19 protein-coding genes are annotated in these 19,923 nt (G+C 68.9%); 14 read left to right on the plus strand and 5 right to left on the minus strand.

Translation table 11 applies throughout. The annotated features are described in order from the left end of the window. The 3 genes from ABS88_RS10725 to ABS88_RS10735 form a co-directional block, all read left to right on the plus strand. Positions 1 to 687 (plus strand): acyl-CoA dehydrogenase family protein (locus tag ABS88_RS10725; RefSeq protein ID WP_286749725.1); only part of this gene is annotated, 687 nt, incomplete at its 5' end. A gap of 133 nt (positions 688 to 820) precedes the next feature. Continuing rightward, positions 821 to 1,939, plus strand: coding sequence for an acyl-CoA dehydrogenase family protein (locus ABS88_RS10730; protein ID WP_286749726.1), 1,119 nt, complete (start codon positions 821 to 823; stop codon positions 1,937 to 1,939). A gap of 125 nt (positions 1,940 to 2,064) precedes the next feature. Then, positions 2,065 to 2,868 (plus strand): SDR family oxidoreductase, encoded by an 804-nt coding sequence (locus ABS88_RS10735; protein WP_067113381.1) that lies wholly within the window; start codon positions 2,065 to 2,067, stop codon positions 2,866 to 2,868. Between the two features lie 126 nt (positions 2,869 to 2,994). On the opposite strand, the gene ppc is transcribed toward ABS88_RS10735, so the two are convergent. The 3 genes from ppc to ABS88_RS10750 form a co-directional block, all read right to left on the minus strand. Next, positions 2,995 to 5,664, minus strand: coding sequence for a phosphoenolpyruvate carboxylase (ppc, locus tag ABS88_RS10740; RefSeq protein ID WP_286749727.1), 2,670 nt, complete (start codon positions 5,662 to 5,664; stop codon positions 2,995 to 2,997). Between the two features lie 52 nt (positions 5,665 to 5,716). Beyond that, a complete protein-coding gene (locus ABS88_RS10745) occupies positions 5,717 to 6,139 on the minus strand; it encodes a YbaY family lipoprotein (RefSeq protein ID WP_286749728.1) in 423 nt (140 codons plus the stop codon). Positions 6,140 to 6,220: 81 nt separating this feature from the next. Next, positions 6,221 to 6,787 carry an HNH endonuclease gene (locus tag ABS88_RS10750; protein ID WP_067113387.1) on the minus strand — a complete coding sequence of 189 codons (567 nt, stop codon included), beginning with the start codon at positions 6,785 to 6,787 and terminating at the stop codon, positions 6,221 to 6,223. Positions 6,788 to 6,955: 168 nt separating this feature from the next. Between ABS88_RS10750 and gluQRS the strand changes: the two genes are divergently transcribed. The 11 genes from gluQRS (at position 6,956) to ABS88_RS10805 (ending at position 17,722) form a co-directional block, all read left to right on the plus strand. Then, positions 6,956 to 7,807: a tRNA glutamyl-Q(34) synthetase GluQRS gene (gene gluQRS / locus ABS88_RS10755; RefSeq protein ID WP_286749729.1), complete on the plus strand. Its 852-nt coding sequence runs from the start codon at positions 6,956 to 6,958 to the stop codon at positions 7,805 to 7,807. Positions 7,808 to 7,816: 9 nt separating this feature from the next. Further along, positions 7,817 to 8,041, plus strand: coding sequence for an HIG1 domain-containing protein (locus ABS88_RS10760; RefSeq protein WP_067113372.1), 225 nt, complete (start codon positions 7,817 to 7,819; stop codon positions 8,039 to 8,041). 31 nt (positions 8,042 to 8,072) lie between these two features. Then, a complete protein-coding gene (locus ABS88_RS10765) occupies positions 8,073 to 8,654 on the plus strand; it encodes a cob(I)yrinic acid a,c-diamide adenosyltransferase (RefSeq protein ID WP_286749730.1) in 582 nt (193 codons plus the stop codon). 254 nt (positions 8,655 to 8,908) lie between these two features. After that, complete coding sequence (gene egtB / locus ABS88_RS10770; RefSeq protein ID WP_212597955.1) at positions 8,909 to 10,216, plus strand: ergothioneine biosynthesis protein EgtB; 1,308 nt, start codon at positions 8,909 to 8,911, stop codon at positions 10,214 to 10,216. Position 10,217: 1 nt separating this feature from the next. After that, positions 10,218 to 11,204 (plus strand): L-histidine N(alpha)-methyltransferase, encoded by a 987-nt coding sequence (gene egtD / locus ABS88_RS10775; RefSeq protein WP_067112645.1) that lies wholly within the window; start codon positions 10,218 to 10,220, stop codon positions 11,202 to 11,204. A gap of 135 nt (positions 11,205 to 11,339) precedes the next feature. After that, positions 11,340 to 12,206 (plus strand): 3-hydroxyacyl-CoA dehydrogenase NAD-binding domain-containing protein, encoded by an 867-nt coding sequence (locus tag ABS88_RS10780; protein WP_067186469.1) that lies wholly within the window; start codon positions 11,340 to 11,342, stop codon positions 12,204 to 12,206. Between the two features lie 8 nt (positions 12,207 to 12,214). Further along, positions 12,215 to 13,987, plus strand: a complete 1,773-nt coding sequence (gene recQ / locus ABS88_RS10785) for a DNA helicase RecQ (protein ID WP_067187212.1) — start codon at positions 12,215 to 12,217, stop codon at positions 13,985 to 13,987. Between the two features lie 223 nt (positions 13,988 to 14,210). Continuing rightward, positions 14,211 to 14,645 (plus strand): protein tyrosine phosphatase family protein, encoded by a 435-nt coding sequence (locus tag ABS88_RS10790; RefSeq protein ID WP_067112652.1) that lies wholly within the window; start codon positions 14,211 to 14,213, stop codon positions 14,643 to 14,645. Beyond that, positions 14,642 to 15,124: a hypothetical protein gene (locus tag ABS88_RS10795; RefSeq protein ID WP_234002518.1), complete on the plus strand. Its 483-nt coding sequence runs from the start codon at positions 14,642 to 14,644 to the stop codon at positions 15,122 to 15,124. Before ABS88_RS10790 ends, ABS88_RS10795 begins: the two co-directional genes overlap by 4 nt. Beyond that, the gene (locus ABS88_RS10800; protein WP_286749731.1) at positions 15,117 to 16,031 is read left to right on the plus strand and encodes a sterol desaturase family protein; all 915 of its coding nucleotides are present in this window, start codon (positions 15,117 to 15,119) and stop codon (positions 16,029 to 16,031) included. The genes ABS88_RS10795 and ABS88_RS10800 overlap by 8 nt, the downstream gene beginning before the upstream one ends. A gap of 104 nt (positions 16,032 to 16,135) precedes the next feature. Further along, positions 16,136 to 17,722 carry a GMC family oxidoreductase gene (locus tag ABS88_RS10805; protein WP_067186465.1) on the plus strand — a complete coding sequence of 529 codons (1,587 nt, stop codon included), beginning with the start codon at positions 16,136 to 16,138 and terminating at the stop codon, positions 17,720 to 17,722. A 361-nt stretch (positions 17,723 to 18,083) separates the two neighbouring features. Here the strand turns inward: ABS88_RS10805 and ABS88_RS10810 are convergent, their stop codons facing one another. Together ABS88_RS10810 and ABS88_RS10815 are read right to left on the minus strand one after the other, a co-directional pair. After that, on the minus strand, positions 18,084 to 19,433 hold the full coding sequence (locus tag ABS88_RS10810) for an ammonium transporter (protein ID WP_067186460.1): 1,350 nt from the start codon (positions 19,431 to 19,433) through the stop codon (positions 18,084 to 18,086). 19 nt (positions 19,434 to 19,452) lie between these two features. Further along, positions 19,453 to 19,791, minus strand: a complete 339-nt coding sequence (locus tag ABS88_RS10815; protein ID WP_067112661.1) for a P-II family nitrogen regulator — start codon at positions 19,789 to 19,791, stop codon at positions 19,453 to 19,455. Positions 19,792 to 19,923: the final 132 nt, after the last annotated feature.

Here is a 19,923-nt window from a genome sequence, read left to right on the forward strand (position 1 = left end):
AGCTATGCCGACAAGGCCGACTGGATCTTCTGCCTCGTCCGCACCGACAAGGCGAACAAATATCAGGGCATCACCTTCATGCTCTTCGACATGGAGAGCCCCGGCGTCACGACCAAGCCGATCCTGCTGATCAGCGGCAACAGCCCCTTCTGCGAGACCTTCTTCGACGATGTGAAGGTGCCGAAGACGCAGTTCGTCGGTGAGGTGGGCCGCGGCTGGGACGTCGCCAAATATCTGCTCGGGCACGAACGCGAGATGATCTCGGGCGGCGGCGCGGGCGGCGACATGGTCAGCATCGGCGGCGCCTTCGCGAAGGCGATCGGCCGGAACGAGCAGGGCGAGCTCGACGACCCGATCCTGCGCGCCGAAATGGCGGCGTTCGACGTCGACGTCTTTGCCTATCGCGCGATGGGCGAGCGGTTCATGGACATGTGGAAGACCGGCCGCGCGCATCCCGCGTCGTCGAACATGATGAAATATGTCGGGACCGAGCTCAACAAGCGCCGCCACGAACTGGTGATGGCGGGCGGCGGCAGCGAGGCGCTCGAATGGGACAGCGAGGACAGCAAGGGCGGCGCGCGCGCGCGCACCTGGCTGCGCACCAAGGCCAATTCGATCGAGGGCGGGACGAGCGAGGTCATGCTCAACGTCATCGCCAAGCGCATCCTGGATCTGCCGGGGGCGTGAAAATAGCTCTCTCCCCTTCAGGGGAGAGGGTTGGGAGAGGGGGACGCACCCCACTTCCGTTGGTGTTTTTCAGAGGGCCGGGGCGACTTCCCCTCTCCCCGGCCCTCTCCCCTGAAGGGGAGAGGGAGTTTCTATGCCGCTCTATCACAATGACGACCAGGCGATGCTCAAGGACAGCGTCGCGCCCTTCGTGGCCGAACAGGCGCCGGTCGCGCACCTCCGCCAGCTTCGCGACAGCGCCGATGCCACCGGCTTCTCGCGCGATCTGTGGGGACAGTTCGTCGAAATGGGCCTGCCCGGCATGTTGGTGTCGGAAGCGCACGGCGGCCTCGGCATGGGCCACATGGAGGCGGGCATCGTGCTCGAGGAGATCGGCCGCAACCTGACGCCGTCGCCCTTCCTGTCGACCAGCGTCGGCGCGGTCGCCGCGCTGGCGAAGGCAGGCGGGACGCAGGCCGACCGCTGGCTTCCCGCGATCGCGGCGGGCGAGGCAATCGTCGCGCTGGCGATCGACGAGGGCGCCAAGCACCGCCCCGACCGCATCGCCACGACCGCGACGCGCGCCGGCAACGGTTTCCGCCTCGACGGCAAGAAGAGTTTCGTCCTCCACGGCCATGTCGCCGACATGAGCATCGTCGCGGCGAAGACCGACGGCGGCCTCACCCTGTTCGCGGTGCCCAGGGATGCGAAGGGGCTGACCGCCGACCCGCGCCGCCTGGTGGACAGCAGCCTTGCGAGCCACGTCACGCTCGACGGCGTCGAGGTCGACGCCGACGCGGTGATCGGAGAGGTCGACGCGGGCGAGGCGGTGCTGAATGCCTTGCTTGCCGCCGCCCGCACCGGCGCCGCGGCCGAGATGGTCGGCGTCGGGCAGGGCGCGATGGACATGACGGTCACCTACCTCAAGGAACGCAAGCAGTTCGGCAAGCTGATCGGCGAGTTCCAGGCGCTCCAGCACCGCGCCGCGCATCTCTATGGCGAGATGGAAGTCGCGCGCGCCACCGTGATGAAGGCGCAGCAGCTTCTCGATGAGGGCAGCGAGGGCGCGAAGCTGATGGTCTCGGTCGCCAAGGCGAAGGCCGGCCGCGCCGCCAATCTCGCGGTGCGCGAGGGCGTCCAGATGCACGGCGGCATCGGCATGACCGACGAATATGACATCGGCCTCTACATGAAGCGCGACCGCGCGCTCGCCGAATATATGGGCGACGTGCATTACCACATCGACCAGGTTGCTCGGATGAACGGATACTAAGTCCGCCTAGGAGTTTTCAAACCCCGTTCGCCCTGAGCTTGTCGAAGGGCCGTCCCTTCTTTCGGGCGTCGCGGGGAAGAACGGTGCTTCGACAAGCTCAGCACGAACGGAAGAGAGATAATCCTATGAACCTCACTGACATGTTCGGCCTCGACGGCCGCATCGCGCTCGTCACCGGCGGCTCGCGCGGGATCGGCGCGATGATCGTCGAGGGCTTCCTCGCTGCGGGCTGCGCGCGCGTCTATATCTCGGCGCGCAAGACGGCGCAGGTCGAGGCGGCGGTCGAGGATTTCAACAGCCGCTACCCCGGCAAGGTCGTCGGCCTGCCGGTCGACCTGTCGACGGTCGAGGGATGCCGCGGCCTCGCGAAGGAACTCGAGGCGCGCGAGGAGCGGCTCGACATCCTCGTCAACAACGCCGGCGCCGCGTGGGGCGAACCGTTCGAGGGCTTCCCCGAGGCGGGCTGGGACAAGGTGATGGACATCAACGTCAAGTCGCCCTTCTTCCTGACGCAGGCGCTGCACGGCCTGCTCAAGGCCGCGGGCACGGCGGACCGGCCGGCGAAGGTCATCAACATCGGCTCGATCGACGGCATGCGGCTCAACCCGTGGGAGACATACAGCTATCACGCGTCGAAGGCGGCGATCCTCTACCTCACCAAGCGCCTCGCGGCGCGGCTGGTGCAGGATCATATCATCGTCACCGCGATCGCACCGGGCGCCTTCCAGTCGGACATGAACAAGGCGGCGCGCGACCATGGCGACGCGGTCGCGAAGAGCATTCCGGTGAAGCGCATCGGCGCGCCGGAGGACATGGCCGGCGCCGCGATCTTCCTCGCGTCGAAGGCGGGCGACTATGTCGTCGGAGACACGATCGCTGTCGACGGCGGGCTGGTCCACGGCGACCTGAAGACCAGCATCGACGCCTGATCGAATCCCCAGACCCTCGCTCCGTTAGTGTCGAGCGAAGTCGAGACACCCGTCGGTCTTGCGCTTCGCTTTCCCGATGGGCATCTCGACTTCGCTCAATGCGAACGGTGATGGTTGAGCTTTGCGCTACCCGCTATTCCGCAGCGCCGTCGCGATCGCGTTGATCGTCAGTTGGATGCCCTCGGCGATGCGCGGGTCGGTCTCGCCCGCGCGGTGGCGCTTCATCAGCTCGATCTGGAGCAGGTTGAGCGGCTCGATATAGGGCAGGCGCAGCCGGATCGACGCTTCGAGCGCCGGATTCTTCTCCAGCAGCCGCGACTGGCCGGTGATCCGCAGCAGGCCGTCGTGCGCGCGCTGCCAGCCGTCACGTATCGCCATGAAGATCGCGTCATGCCCGTCGATATGGCTCGCGAGCCCGGCATAGCGCGCCGCGATCCCCATGTCGGACTTGGCGAGCACCATCTCCATATTGTCGAGCAGCGCCGCGAAGAAGGGCCAGCCCGCCGCCATCTCGGCGAGCAGCGTCTGGTCGGGGAAGGCGGCGAACGCCTCGCCCGTCCCGTACCATCCGGGCAGCATCGTGCGCGCCTGCGCCCAGCTGAACACCCAGGGAATGGCGCGCAGGTCCTCGATCGCGCTGCTCTTCGTCCGACTCGACGGGCGCGACCCGATCTTCAGCGTCGCGATCTCCGCGATCGGCGTCATCGCGCGGAAGACATCCCGAAAGCCCGGCGTGTCGTAGACGAGCCCGCGATAGGCGGCGAAGGCATGATCGGACAGCGCATCCATCGCGCCCGCGAAGCGCGCCGCATCGGCCGCGCTCTTCGCCTCGGGCTCCAGGCTGGCGAGCAGGCTGGCCGACACCATCGCCTCCAGATTGGTCGCGGCGCTATCGGCGGTGCCATATTTGGCCGCGATCACCTCGCCCTGCTCGGTGATGCGGATGCGGCCCTGCACCGTGCCCGCGGGCTGTGCGCGGATCGCCGCAAAGGCGCTGCCACCGCCGCGCCCGACCGCGCCGCCGCGGCCGTGGAACAGCTGCATCGCGGTGCCCGCCGCCGCGAACACCGGGGTCAGCGCCGCCGATGCCTGATGCAGCCCCCAGGTCGAGGTCAGATAGCCGCCGTCCTTGTTCGAATCGGAATAGCCGATCATCACTTCCTGCGACCCGCGCGCGCCGACGCGCTGCGCGATCTCGGGCAGCGCGAAATAGGCGGCCATGATCGCGGGCGCCTGATCGAGGTCGGCGATCGTCTCGAACAGCGGCACGACCATCAGCGCATCGTCGGCGTCGCCCGACCACAGCCCCGCCTCGCGCGCGAGGACATGGACCTCCAGCAGGTCGGACAGGCTTTCGGCCTTGCTGATGATCCACTGGCAGATCGCCTCGCGCCCCAGCCGCGCGCGGATCGCGGCGGCGGCGTGGACGATCGCCAGTTCGCCCGCCGTTTCCTCGCTCCACCGATGCCATGGCGCGGCGAGCGGCCGGTCGACCGCCAGTTCGCGGCGCAGCAGCGCGACGCGCGCCTCCTCGTCCAGCGCCAGATAATCGCCCTCGACGCCCGAGACGCGCAGCAGTTCGGCGAGCACGCGCTCGTGCACCGCGCTGTTCTGGCGCATGTCGAGCGTCGCGAGGTGGAAGCCGAAGACCTCGACCGCGCGGATCAGCCGCCCCAGCGCGCCGAGCCCGCCGAGCTGCCCCTCGCCCCCCGCCGACAGCCCGTCGGCGAGGGTGACGAGGTCGCGGCGGAAATCGGCGGGCGCGGCATAGGGCTCGCCCGCCAGCATCGACGGGCGCGGCGGCGGGTGGCCGATGATCGCGACATGGGTGGCGCACAGCCGCGCATAGATGCCCGACAGCGCGCGGCGATAGGGTTCGTCGCTGCGGCTCGGCGCTTCGTCGCCGCTCGCATCGGCGAGCGCCGTGACCGTTTCGGGCACCGGGGCCAGCGTCTGCGATACCGACAGCTCGGTGCCGAGTGCATGCACCGCGTCGCAATAATGGCTGAGCACCGCCGCCGCGTTGCGTCCGGTCGCCGTCTCCAGCGTTTCGGCGGTGACGAAGGGATTGCCGTCGCGGTCGCCGCCGATCCAGCTTCCGACGCGCAGGAAGCTCGCGGGGCGCCGCCCCAACTCCTTTTCCCAGCGCGCATAGAGCCGCGGCACGACGGGCAGAAAGACGTCGCGCAGATAGGTGAGCGCATTGTCGATCTCGTCGGCGACGAACAAGCGTTCGGTGCGCAGCGGCCGCGTCTGCCACAGCAGCGCGATCTGGCGGCGAATCGCCGCTTCGACGCTGTCGCCCTCGGGCGTTTCGTCGCGCCCCGCGTCGCGCAGCCGCATCAGTTCGGCGATGCGGTTCTTATGGTCGAGCACCGACTTGCGGCGCACCTCGGTCGGGTGGGCGGTCAGCACCGGGGCGACCAGCGCCCGCTCCAGCAGTGCCGCCACCGCATCGCCGTCGATTCCCTCCGCCGCCAGCCGCTCGAGCGCCGCCGCCACCGTCGCCCCGGGCTCGGCGGCGACGCCCTGCCGGTCCTCGGCCAGGTTGGCGAGCATCGAAAAGAGCATGAAGCCGCGCACGAAGGCGATCGTGTCGTCGAGACTCAGCGCGTCGAGCCCCGGGTCGATCGCCTCGGCCCCCGCGATGCCGCGATGCCGGTCGACGCTCGCCGAGCGGATATATTCGGTCCGGCGGAACAGCGTCTCGCCGCCCTGCGCGCGAATGACCTCGCCCAATATCCGCCCGAGATAGCGGATGTCGGGATTCTGGCTGATCTGGATCGGCTGGTTCATGGCGCCTTTGCTGCACCTGCGAAGGGGTGCGGTCAAGCGGCGCGTCGCGCGGTCAGCGCGTGCGGACCAGATTCAGCGCCCCCATGTCGATCCGTGCCTTGCCGGCGAAATCGACGCCGTTGTGCGTGTCGGTGATGAACATCAGCCGGCCGTCGGCATCGCTGATCCGCGCGGCGACGGCATAAGTGTGGCGCGGGTCGAGGCGGTTCCGGTCGACGGTCAGCGAGAAAGCGAACGGCACCTGCCGGCCGTCGGCGGTGAAGGCCTGCCGTGCCAGCGTGCGCGCGGGGGCGTCGGCGAGGCTGACGTCGTCGAGCTGGATTTCGATCTGCGCGGTCGGCGGCAGCGCGATGCGCTCGCGATAGGCGATGCTGCCGGTCACCGTGACAGGCTCTTCGGACGGCATGATCGTCGCGCAGGCGGCGAGCGACAGGGCGGTGAGGCTGAGCGCGACGGCGCGAGCGATGGGAACCACGGCTGTTCTCCTGCGAAAAGGCTGCCGGCCGGCTAGGGCCGCGCGAATGAACCCCGGCTGACCCGTCCCGATACGCGCCGTTCAGCCTTCCAGTTCCACGTCCCAGTAAAGCCAGTCGATCCAGCTTTCGTGCAGATAATTGGGTGGAAAGCCGCGGCCGTGGTCCTGAAGCTGCCAGCTCGTCGGGCGCCACGGCTGGCGGTGCAGCGGCATGTGCGCCTGCGCGGGGGTGCGGCCGCCCTTCTTCAGGTTGCACGGCGCGCAGGCGGTCGCGACATTTTCCCAGCTCGTCCGCCCGCCCAGCCGGCGCGGCACGACATGATCGAAGGTCAGATCCTTGCCCGATCCGCAATATTGGCAGGCGAACCGGTCGCGCAGGAACAGGTTGAAGCGCGTGAAGGCGGGATATTGCGACGGTTTCACATATTGGCGCAGCGCGATCACGCTGGGGATCGGCATGGTGCGCGTCGGCGACCGGATTTCGCGCTCGTAATTCTCGACGATGGTGACGCGGTCGAGGAAAACCGCCTTGACCGCGGTCTGCCACGACCACAGGCTCAGCGGATAATAGCTCAGCGGCGTATAGTCGGCGTTGAGGACCAGCGCGGGACAATGATCGGGATGGCGGGCAAGATCGGGATGGAACATGGCTTCGCTGCGCAACCCCCTGTGGTGCGGGATGGCGCGCCACTGCCTTTCCCGAGTGACAGCAGCATTACATCACGCAACGGAATCCGACGTCAAGGGGGCATGTGCCGCAATATGTGGCAAGTCCCCTGTCGTTTCGCCACAGCATATGGATAAGGGCGCCGTTCGATGCTGACCCGCTTCGCGCCCAGCCCGACCGGCGAGCTGCACCTCGGCCACGCCTACAGCGCGCTGCTCGCGCACGATGCGGCGCGCGCGGCGAGCGGCCGCTTCCGGATCCGCATCGACGACATCGACGGCGGCCGCTCGCGCGAAAGCCATGTCGCGGCGGCGCTCGACGACCTCGCCTGGCTCGGGCTGGCGTGGGACGGTGCGCCGGTGCGCCAGTCGGCGCATCTCGACGCCTATGCCGCGGCGCTCGCCGATCTGGCGGCGCGCGGGCTCGTCTATCCCTGTTTCTGCACCCGCGCCGACATCGCCGCCAGCCTCGCGGCGCCGCACGGTCCCGCCGGCCCCCTTTATCCGGGCACCTGCCGCCGCCTGACCGCCGCCGAGCGCGAGCGGCGCCGGGCGGCCGAGCCGCATTGCTGGCGGCTCGACATGCGGCGCGCCGCGGCGCTCGCGGGCTCGCTTCGCTGGGAGGAAGAGGGGCAGGGCGCGCGGCTCGCCGATCCGGCCGCGCACGGCGACGTCGTGCTCGCGCGCAAGGACGCGCCGGCCAGCTATCATCTCGCGAGCACGATCGACGATGCCGCGATGGGGGTGACGCACGTCGTGCGCGGCGCCGACCTCATCGCATCGACCGACGTTCACCGGCTGCTTCAGGCGCTGCTCGCCCTGCCGACGCCGCGCTATCGCCACCATGCGCTCGTCTGCGGCGCCGACGGCCGGCGGCTCGCCAAGCGCGACGGCGCCGCGACGCTCGCGATGCTGCGCGAAACGGGCGTCGACGGGCGCGCGCTGGCGAGTGATTTGCGCGCCGGGCGCCTTCCCGCTGGATATTCGCTGCAGATGGCCTAAATAGGGGGAATGCAGATTCTGCTCGTCCTCGCGGTCGTCGTTGCGGCCGGTCTCGTCCTTTTCTCGCTCGCGCGGGGTCTCATCTATTTCGCGCAGGGGCATCGCGCCACGACCGAAGGGGCGATCCACGACAATCAGGTGATGCAGAACCGGATGATGATGGCCCGCATAAAATGGCAGGCGATCACCATCATCCTGCTCATCATCATCGGTGTGACGGCGGCCGGTTCCTGAGCGCTTCGCCCGAGCTCTCCATAGGAATCCCATGGTCAAGCTCAACAAGATCTACACCCGTACCGGTGATCGCGGCACGACGGGGCTCGTCGACGGCTCGCGCATCGCCAAGTCGGCGCCGCTGATGCAGGCGGTCGGCGACGTCGACGAAGCGAACAGCGCGATCGGCATCGCGGTCGCGGCGCTGCCCGCGGACGGCGACGAAGCGGCGATGCTGGCCCGCATCCAGAACGAATTGTTCGACCTCGGCGCCGACCTCGCGACCCCCGCCGATGCCGAGCACGGCTTCGGCCCGCACGATATGGCGCTGCGCATCGTCCCCGGCCAGATCGAACGGCTGGAGGCGGAGATCGACGCGATGAACGCGGCGCTCGATCCGCTGCGCAGCTTCATCCTGCCCGGCGGCGCCGAAGCGGCGGCGCGGCTCCACCTCGCGCGCGCGGTGACGCGCCGCGCCGAGCGGTCGGCGGTCGCGGCGGGGGCGGACCGCGCCCTCAACCCGCTCGCGCTCGCCTATCTCAATCGCCTGTCGGACCATCTGTTCGTGCTGACGCGCCACCTGAACGCCGCGGCGGGCGGCGACATCCTCTGGAAACCCGGCGCGACGCGCTGACGCGTGGGCCCCCTCTTCGGGAGGACGCGATTATCTTTCCGATAAGCCCGTTCCCCGGCGAAAGCCGGGGTCCCGATGGTTTGTCACCGGCGCGCGATCCGGGCCCCGGCTTCCGCCGGGGAGCATCTCCCGGCCGCCTTGGAAGGCAAGAGGGCATCCGATAGCGTTCCCTATATGTTCTTTACAATCGCCGCGTATCCGTGCATAGTTCCCCGCTCGCGAAACCGAATCGCCCTCTCGCGGATTGTCTCGACATGGCCAGCCGAATAGATGTTTCGTCCGCTTCGCTTTCCGGTGTCTCCGATCTGGCGCGGCGCTTCGCCGCGACGCGGCAACTGACGCTCGACCTCGCGGCGCCGCTGTCGGACGCCGATGCGAGCGCGCAGTCGATGCCCGACGCTTCGCCCGCCAAATGGCATCTCGCGCATACGACATGGTTTTTCGAAAGCTTCGTGCTGCGCGATCACCAACCCAGCTATCGGCTGTTCGACGACCGCTACCCCTATCTCTTCAACAGCTATTACGAGGCGGAGGGGCCGCGCCACGCGCGCGCGCGCCGCGGGCTGCTGACGCGTCCGTCGCTCGATCAGGTGCGCGCGTGGCGGGACCATGTCGATGCGGCGGTGCAGGCGGCGCTGCCCGGCCTGCCGCCCGCCGCGCACGCGCTGATCGAACTCGGCATCCAGCACGAGCAGCAGCATCAGGAATTGCTGCTCACCGACATCAAGCATCTGTTCGCGCAGAACCCGCTCGGCCCCGCGCTATGGGAGCCCGAACCGCGATTCGCGTTTGAAGCCGCGCGCTCTTCCGCGCCTTCCGCATCCGCACCCGACCCGGCGGGCGCGCTGACCTGGGTCACCGGCGCGGAAGGTATCGTGGCGGTCGGCCACGACGGCGACGGCTTCGCATTCGACTGTGAAGTTCCGCGCTTTTCCGTGCTTCTGACGCCGCACGCGCTCGCCAGCCGTCCGGTGACCAACGGCGAATGGCAGCAGTTCATCGCCGATGGCGGCTACCGCACCGCGTCGCTGTGGCTCAGCGACGGCTGGGCCTGGGTGCAGGCGCAGGACGTCGACGCGCCCGCCTATTGGCGCGACGGGCGCTGCTTCACCCTGTCGGGCTGGCGCGAGATCGACCCGGACGCGCCGGTGACGCACATCAGCCTCTTCGAGGCCGACGCCTTCGCGGCCTGGGCCGGCGCGCGGCTGCCGACCGAGCATGAATGGGAAGCCGCCGCCGCGCCGCTCGACCCGGCCGCGGGGCAGCAACTCGACGCGGCGGGGCCGGTGCAGCCCGCGGCACAGGCCGCCGCCACCGGACTGCAACAAATGTTCGGCAGCGTGTGGGAATGGACCGGCAGCGCCTATCGACCCTATCCCGGTTTCCGCCCCGCGCCCGGCGCGGTCGGCGAATATAACGGCAAGTTCATGAGCGGCCAGTTCGTGCTCAAGGGCGGCAGCTGCGCGACCCCGCGCGGGCATGCGCGCGCCTCCTACCGCAATTTCTTCTATCCGCATCAGCGCTGGCAGTTCACCGGTCTGCGCCTCGCGCGGGACCTTTGACATGGGCGTCGTCCGTCATCTGCGGCAGGTCGATGCCGATGCCGCCGGGGTCGACACCGCCTTTCGCGCCGACGTCCGCGCCGGGCTGTCGCAGGCGCAGAAGGCGATTCCGGCGCGCTGGCTCTACGATGCGACCGGATCGGCGCTGTTCGAGGATATCACCGCGCTCCCCGAATATTATCCGACGCGCAGCGAGACCGACCTGCTGAAGCGCCATGCCGCCGCGATGGCCGCGGCGATCGGCCCGGGCCGCGCGGTGGTCGAACTGGGATCGGGCAGCGCGACGAAGACGCCGCTGCTGCTCGATGCCATCGCCCCCGCCGCCTATGTGCCCGTCGACCTTTCGGGGACGATGCTGCGCGACAGCGCCGCCGACCTCGCGGCGCGCTTTCCCGGCCTTCCCGTCTATCCGGTCGAAGCCGACTTCACCCAGCGCGTCCTGCTGCCGCGCGAGATCGCGGCGCTGCCCAAGCTCGGCTTCTTTCCCGGATCGACGATCGGCAACATGGTCGCGGCCAGCGCGGTCGACCTGCTGCGCAACTGGCGCGCGGCGCTGGGCGACGGCTCGCGCCTCCTGATCGGGATCGACCGGATCAAGGACCGCGCGACGCTGACCGCCGCCTATGACGATCCGGCGGGGGTCACCGCCGCTTTCAACCGCAACCTGCTCGAACGCATCAACCGCGAGCTGGAGGGCGATATCGCGATCGAGAATTTCCTTCACCGCGCGGTCTGGAACGATGCGCAGGCGCGGATCGAGATGCATCTCGTCGCCGCGTGCGACATGGCGTTCACCGTCGACGGGCAACGCTATCGCATGGCGAAGGGGGAGACGATCCACAGCGAGAACAGCCACAAATACGGCCCGCGTGATGCCAGCCTGCTGCTGCGCGCCGGCGGCTGGACCCCGCTCGCGACGTGGGACGACGCCGATCCCGCCTTCGCGCTGATCCTCGCCGAAGCGACCGAGCCCCGCTCCGCCCCTTGACGGCGCGATCGCTTTTCCCGACTGACGCCGGGAACCGGCACCAGCCCACTCCCCGACCCGCCTTCCGACGACAGCGTCCTGATGGGAGGCCGGGCGGGGCAGCGGGCCGGTGCCGCCAATTGGAAAGGGCAACATATGATCGTCGGCGTTATCGGGGCAGGGCAAATGGGCGCAGGGATCGCCCAGGTATCGGCGGGCGCGGGGCACGACGTCCTGCTGTCCGACGTCGACCTCGCGCGCGCCGAGGCGGGCAAGGCGGGCATCGCCACGGCGCTCGGCCGCCTCGTCGCGAAGGAGAAGATGGCGCAGGACGCCGCCGACGCGCTGCTCGCCCGCATCGCCCCGGTCGCCGATCATGCCGCCTTCGCCCCCGCCGGCCTCGTCATCGAGGCGGCGACCGAGCGCGAGGAGATCAAGCGCGCGATCTTTGCCAGCGTCGGCCCGCATCTGTCGGACACCGCGATCCTCGCGACCAACACCAGTTCGATCCCGATCACCCGCCTCGCGCAGGCGGCGCCCGATCCGGCGCGCTTCATCGGCGTCCATTTCTTCAACCCGGTGCCGGTGATGGGGCTGATCGAACTGATCCGCGGCCTTGCCACCAGCGACGCGACGCTCGCGGCGGTCGAGGCCTATGGCCGCGGCCTCGGCAAGGAGATCGTCCACGCCAACGACGCACCGGGCTTCATCGTCAACCGCGTGCTGATGCCGCTGATCAACGAGGCGGTGTTCGCGCTGGGCGAGGGCGTCGCGACGATGCGCGACATCGACGCCGGCTGCCGGCTCGGGCTCAACCATCCGATGGGACCGATCACCCTCGCCGACTTCATCGGCCTCGACACCTGTCTCGAAATCATCCGCGTGCTGCACAGCGGCACCGGCGACCCCAAGTTCCGCCCGGCGCCGCTGCTCGTCCAATATGTCGAGGCGGGATGGGTCGGCCGCAAGGCCGGGCGCGGCTTCTATGACTGGACGGGGGCGGAGCCCGTGCCGACGCGGTGACCGCCGCCATGACCGATACGCTTCTCCCGCTCCTCAAATCGACCTTCGGCTTCGACGCCTTCCGCGGCCGCCAGGCCGAGGTGGTGGAGCGGGTGATGGCGGGGCGCCACACGCTCGCGGTGATGCCGACCGGGGCGGGCAAGTCGCTGACCTACCAGCTTCCGTCGGTTGCGCTCGACGGCTGCGTGATCGTCGTTTCGCCGCTGATCGCGCTGATGCACGACCAGCTGCGCGGCGCGCGGGCGGCGGGAATCCGGGCGGCGTCGCTGACCAGCGCCGACGCCGACCATGCCGACACGCGGCAGGCCTATCGCGAGGGGCTGCTCGACCTCCTCTACGTCGCGCCCGAACGCGCGACCGGCGAAGGATTCCGCGCGCTGCTCGACTCGCGCAGGCCCGCATTGTTCGCGATCGACGAGGCGCATTGCGTTTCGGAATGGGGACATGATTTCCGGCCCGACTACCGCCTGCTCAGGCCGCTGCTCGACGCCTTTTCCGACGTGCCGCGGCTCGCGCTCACCGCGACCGCCGATCGCCACACTCGCGCCGACATCCTCGTCCAACTGGGTATCCCGCAGGACGGGCTGGTGCTCGCGGGTTTCGACCGGCCGAACATCCGCTACCGCGTGATGCCGCGCGTCGGCGCGGCGAAGCAGCTTGCCGCCTTCATCACCGCCAACCCGGGGCCGGGGATCGTCTATTGCCCGACGCGCGACGGGACCGAGCGCATGGCGGCCAGCCTCGCGGCGGCGACGGGACGGCCGGTCGCCGCCTATCACGCCGGGCTCGATCCCGAACGGCGCGCGCAGGTGCAGCATGATTTCGTCACGTCGGAGGAGGGCATCGTCACCGCGACGGTCGCCTTCGGCATGGGGATCGACAAGCCCGACGTGCGCTTCGTCGCGCACGCGGGCCTGCCTAAGTCGATCGAGAGCTATTATCAGGAAACCGGGCGCGCGGGCCGCGACGGCGACCCGGCCGAGGCGCTGATGCTGTGGGGCGCCGACGATTTCGCGCGGGCGCGAATGCGCCTGTCCGAACTGCCCGAGGCGCGCGTCGCGAGCGAGCGGACGCGGCTCGACGCGCTCGCGGCGCTGGTCGAGACGGTCGAATGCCGCCGCGCGCTGCTGCTGCGCCATTTCGGCGAGCATCCGCCCGAACGCTGCGGCAATTGCGACAATTGCCTCGACCCGCCGCGCCAGGTCGACGCGACGGTGCTCGCGCAGAAACTGCTCTCCGCCGTCTATCGCACCGGACAGAGCTTCGGCGCGGGGCATGTCGAGGCGGTACTGACCGGGCGGAGCGACGAGCGCATCGTCCAGCGCGGCCACGACAAGCTGTCGGTTTTCGGCATCGTCGCGGGGGAGGAGGCACGGCTGATCAAGCCGCTGGTGCGCAGCCTGATGGCGCGCGAGGCGCTGGCGACCACCGAGCATGGCGGGCTGATGCTCGGCCCGGCGGCGCGGCCGGTGCTGAAGGGTGAGGCGCCGGTGCTGATCGCCGAACCCCCGGCGCGGCCGGCGCGTCGCGGCGGGCGCGCCGACCGGGCGGCGGCGAATCCGGTCGGCGATCCGTTGTTCGAAGCGCTGCGCGCGATCCGGCGCGAGCTGGCGGCGGAGGCGGGAGTGCCGCCCTATGTCGTCTTCCACGACGCGGTGCTGCGCGCGATGGCGAGTGAGCGACCTTCGACGCGGGCCGAACTGGCGACGATCCCGGGGGTCGGCGCAAAGAAGCTGGAGGCATGGGGCGATGCCTTTCTGGAGGTGATCCGGCAGTATTGAGCGTGAGAAAGCGAACTGTATGTCATCCCGGACTTGATCCGGGATCCATTCATCCGACGCTGCGTGAATGGATCCCGGATCAAGTCCGGGATGACGAGCGGGGCCGGGCAATGTCCGCTCACCACCTCCCAGCCGCCGCGCTGCCCTCACCCTTGCCCGACAGGATCGCAGACCGCGCACCTTCACGCTTGTCAGCAAATGCGGCTGGCCTATACATCGCGTCATGAGCGATTTTCGTCCCCTGACCGACCATTACAGCGTCGCGCCGCAGATCGACCTCGAGGATGTCGCCGCGGCGAAGGCGGCGGGCTTCGCGCTTGTCGTCAACAACCGTCCCGATGGCGAGGACAGCGCGGCGCCGCAGGGCGATGCCATCGCGCACGCCTGCGCGGCCGAAGGGCTGGCCTATGCCGCGATTCCGATCGGCCATGCGGGGTTCAGCCACGCGCAGCTCGACGCGCTCGACACGTTGCTTCGCGACGCGACGGGGCCGGTGCTCGCCTATTGCCGCTCGGGCACGCGCTCGACGCATCTGTGGGCGCTGACGCGCGCGCGCGCCGGCGACGATGTCGACGCGATCTGCGCCGCTGCCGCGCGGGCGGGCTACGATCTGGCGGCGCTGCGTCCGATGATGGACGCGCTGGCGGGCGACGCGTGACGGCGGGCGCGCTGATCCAGCTTGCCGCGTCGCTGGTCGCGGTGCTGTTCGTCGCCTGGCTGGTGAAGGCGATGGGGCTCGGCGCGGACCCGCGCATCGCCGACGCCGCCCACGCGATCCGCCTCGCCGAGGAAGCCGAGACGGGGTTCGGCGGGGTCGACGTCGCGCGCGACCGTGCGGGCTATGCGGCGATCGTCCGCAACGCGGAGGGGCGGATGATGCTGGTCCGCGCGCACGGCAACCATTTCGCGGCGCGCGCCGTCGACGCCAGCGTGATCGGGCGGCTCGACAAGAATTTCCTGACCCTCGCCACGCCCGAGCGGACCTTCGGCGCGGTGACGCTCCAGCTCGGCAAGGATGCCGGGGTGTGGGCGGCGCGGATGCGGGCGCTGTCGGATCGCGCGGCGGCGCCGCCCGCGGCGGAGCGGATCGCCGCCGCCGCGGCGCGCGCGCCGGAAGGGGCGGCGAGCCATGGATAAGCTGCCCGATCCCGTCGTCTATGCGGTTCCGGCGTTCATCCTCCTGCTGATCGTCGAGATGATCGTGTCGCTGCGCCGCGACCGCAGCCGCTATGAAGCGCGCGACACGCTGACCTCGCTGATGCTCGGCACCGGCAGCCAGGTCGCCGGCGCCTTCGTCGGCGCGGCGGTGGTCGGCATGGCGGTGTGGGTCTATCAATATCGCCTGTTCGACATCGGCCTCGACCTGCGGCACTGGTGGTGGGCGTGGCTGCTCTGCTTCCTGCTCGATGACCTTGCCTATTACGCCTTTCACCGCAGCGCGCACCGCGTGCGCTGGTTCTGGGCGAGCCATGTCATTCACCACAGTTCGCAGCATTATAATCTCTCGACCGCGCTGCGGCAGACGTGGACTGGCTTCTTCAGCCTGACCTTCCTCTTCCGCCTGCCGCTGTTCCTGATCGGCTTTCCGCCGGCGATGGTCTTCTTCTGCGGCGGGCTCAACCTGATCTATCAGTTCTGGATCCATACCGAAGCAATCGGGCGGATGCCGAAATGGTTCGAGGCGGTGATGAACACGCCCTCGCACCACCGCGTCCATCACGGGGTCAACCCGCGCTATCTCGACGCCAATTATGCCGGCGTCTTCATCGTCTGGGACAAGCTGTTCGGCAGCTTCGTCCCCGAACGCGACGAAGATCCGGTGCGCTACGGCATCGTCAAGCAGCTCGGCAGCTTCAACATCCTGTGGGCCGCGGTCCACGAATGGGTCGGCATCGCCAAGGACGTACGGGCTGCGCCGTGGCGGCACAAGCTCGACTATGTCTGGCGCGAACCCGGCTGGAGCCACGACGGCAGCCGGCTGACCAGCGACATGATCAAGGACCGCTGGCGCGCGCGGCACGCGGTGGAAGAGGCGGCGGAGTAAGCGCCATCGCTTCGCGAGCGAGGCGTAATGGGCTTGCCTCGCCATCTAATGACATTCATGTAAGTCGCGATGGACCACCGAGCGGGTGGCGAGGGGAGCGGCATATGGATCAGTTCGACATCATCGTCATCGGCGGCGGCAGCGCGGGAAGCGCGGCGGCGGGACGGCTTGCCGCGGATGGAAGGCGGCGCGTCTGCCTGGTCGAGGCGGGCGGGCGCAACGATACGGTGCGGGTCAAGACGCCGGGCTTCATGCCCTTCATCCCCAAGGCGTCGAACTGGCAATATGACACGGTGCCGCAGGCCGGGCTGAACGGGCGCGTCGGATACCAGCCGCGCGGGCGCGGGCTCGGCGGGTCGAGCGCGATCAACGCGATGGTCTATATCCGCGGCAACGCCTTCGACTACGACCAGTGGGCCGAACTGGGCGCGACGGGGTGGGGCTATGCCGACGTGCTGCCCTACTTCAAGCGCAGCGAGGGCAACGAGCGCGGCGCCGACGATTTTCACGGCGGCGACGGGCCGCTGAACGTCATGGACCAGCGCTGGCCCAATGTGACGAGCCGGCGTTTCGTCGAAAGCGCGGCGGCGTTGCAACTGCCGCGCACCCCCGATTTCAACGGGGCGCAGCAGGAAGGCTTCGGCCTCTATCAGGTGACGCAGAAGGCGGGCGAGCGCTGGTCGGCGGCGCGCGCCTATGTCGAGCCGCTGCGCGGGCGCGCCAATTTTGATATCCGGACCGGGGCGCTGGTCGAGCGGATATTGATCGAGGACGGGCGCGCGACCGGGGTGGTGATCCGCCGCGGCCGGGGGCGAGAGACGCTGCGCGCCGCGGGCGGCGTGATCCTGTCGGCGGGGGCCTTCGGCAGCCCGCAGATCTTGATGCTGTCGGGTATCGGTCCTGCTGCGCATCTGCGCGAACATGGCATCGACGTCGCCCTCGACCGCGCCGGGGTGGGCGCGAATCTGCAGGATCATATCGACTATGTGTCGAGTTGGGAGACGCGCTCGACCGAGCCGTTCGGCGACAGCCTCGGCGGCACATGGCGGATGGTGAAGGCGATCGTCGAGCATCGCCGCAGGCGCACCGGCATCATGACCACCTGTTTCGCCGAGGCGGGCGGCTTCTGGAAATCGCGCCCTGACCTGCCCGCGCCCGATATCCAATATCATTTCGTCCCCGCGATGCTCGAGGATCACGGCCGCGCCAAGGTGAAGGGGCACGGCTTTTCCTGCCACGCCTGCGTGCTGCGCCCCGAAAGTCGCGGCAGCGTGACGCTGGCGTCCGCCGATGCCGCCGCCGCGCCGCTGATCGACCCCGGTTTCCTGACCGACGACCGCGACATGGCCGTCCTGCGCGCCGGGGTGCGGATGATGCACCGGATCGTCGCCGCGCCGCCGCTGTCCGGTTATGCCGGGGCCGACCGCCATCCGATCGACCTCGACGACGATGCGGCGCTCGACGCGCTGATCCGCAGCCGCGCCGACACCGTCTATCACCCGGTCGGCACCTGCCGCATGGGCAGCGACGCGGACGCCGTGGTCGATCCGACGCTGAAGGCGAACGGGATCGAGCGGCTGTGGGTCGCCGACGCGAGCGTCATGCCGCGGCTGGTCAGCGGCAACACCAACGCCCCGAGCATCATGATCGGCGAGCGCGCGGCCGATTTCGTCGCGGCGGCGCTAGGCTGACCGGCGCTACCGTCGATTCGGCGAATCGCTATATGGCGGCACGGCAAGCGCCTGCAAAAAGGGCGTTTCCGGCCCCGCGGATGGGCAAGGTAAAAAAAAGAGGGCCGGAACTTGCGTCCCGGCCCAGCCTTTCAGGCTCTCCCCTCCTGAAACTCATGACAGGCTGAATGCCATATTAATGAGGGGATGAAAAGGCCTAATTTGCAGGCAATGCTGCACCCGTCTTGTGCAGCGGCCCGGTGCACAAAAAACGGCCGGGACATCCGTCCCGGCCTGAGTGGTTCGCAGGAGGAACCTCGTCGGACCCCGCCGCCTTTTTCGAAGAGGAGAGCGTGCGGCGGCGGGTGTCCTGTCCGGTCGATCAATAGGTGTAGGCGCGCTCGCCATGTTCGCCGAGGTCGAGCCCTTCGCGCTCGACCTCCTCGCTGACGCGCAGCCCGGTGAGCGCCTTGGCGACGGTGATGGCGATGGCGGTGCCGACGCCGGCCCAGACGATCGTCGTGCCGACCGCCAGCACCTGCGTGACGAACTGGCCGCCGATCGCATAATCGGCCCCGCCGGGCCCGCCGAGACCGGGGGCATAGACGATGGCGGTGCCGAGCGCCCCGACGATGCCGCCGACGCCGTGGATGCCGAAGGCGTCGAGCGAGTCGTCGTAGCCGAGCCGCGGCTTGAGGACGGTCACCATGTAGAAGCAGATCACCGACGCCGCCGCGCCCAGGACGATGGCGCCGAACGGCCCCGCGTTGCCGGCGGCGGGCGTCACCGCGACCAGCCCGGCGATGATGCCCGAGCAGAAGCCGAGCGCCGACGGCTTGTGCCCCGCGACCTTCTCCGCGATCATCCAGAACAGCCCGGCCGACGCGGTGGCGACGAAGGTGTTGATCATCGCCAGCGCCGCCGAACCGTTTGCTTCGAGCGCCGACCCGGCGTTGAAGCCGAACCAGCCCACCCACAGCAGGCCGGTGCCGACCATCGTCAGCGTCAGCGCGTGCGGCGCCATGATCTCTTTCTGATAGCCGATGCGCTTGCCGAGGATCAGCGCCGCCACCAGCGCCGAGACACCGGCGTTGATGTGCACGACGGTGCCGCCGGCGAAATCGAGCGCGCCCATTTCGAAGAACAGGCCGCCCGCCGCCCACACCATGTGCGCGATCGGGAAATAGACGATCGTCAGCCAGACGATGCCGAACACCATGACCGCCGCGAATTTCATCCGCTCGACCGTCGCGCCCAGCACCAGCGCGAGGGTGATCGCGGCAAAGGTCATCTGAAAGCTGATGAAGACATATTCGGGCAGCTTGAAACCGTCGCTGAACGTATCGGCGAGGCTGTCGGCGGTGACGCCCGACAGGAAGAACTTGCCCCAGGCGATGAAGGCATTGCCTTCGGGGCCGAAGGCGAGGCCGTAGCCGTAACAGACCCAGACGAGCATCGCGAGGCAGGCGGCGGCGCCGACCTGCGTCATCGTCGACAGCATGTTCTTGGTGCGCGTGAGGCCGCCGTAGAAGAGCGCGAGGCCGGGCAGGATCATCGTGAGCACCAGCACGGTCGCAGTCATCATCCAGGCGACGTCGCCTTTGTCGACAACGGCTTCGACAACGGCTTCGGCGGCTTCGGGCGCGGCCTGCTGCGCCCAGGCGGGTGTCGCGGCGATCAGCGCGAGACCGGCGGCGCCGGTGGCTGCCGCCATTTTCTGTGCGAACGTCATATCAGTCCCCTTGGTCATTTTACAGCGCCGCCTCGCCGGTCTCGCCGGTGCGGATGCGCACCGCCTGGCCGACGTCGAGCACGAAGATCTTGCCGTCGCCGATCGCGCCGGTGGCGGCGCTTTGCTGCAGCGTTTCGACGACGCGCGGTGCGATTCCGTCGTCGCAGACAAGCTCGATCCGCACCTTGGGCACCATGTTCGCCGCATATTCGGCGCCGCGGTAGATTTCGGTCTGCCCCTTCTGCCGTCCGAAGCCCTTCGCCTCGGTCACGGTCATGCCGGCGATGCCGAGCGCGGTCAGCGCCTCGCGCACCTCGTCGAGCTTATATGGTTTGATGATCGCCAGGATCAGCTTCATGATGCCCCCTTTCGCTTGTGGCATCATGCTGCGGTGCAACAGCCGTGCCAGATCGGACACGGCACAGGATTTGCGCGACATTTTATGTCAAACTTTGGATTACGATAATATTATTCGTTCGAGAAATAAGCA

The organism is Sphingopyxis sp. SCN 67-31 (assembly GCF_001725095.1).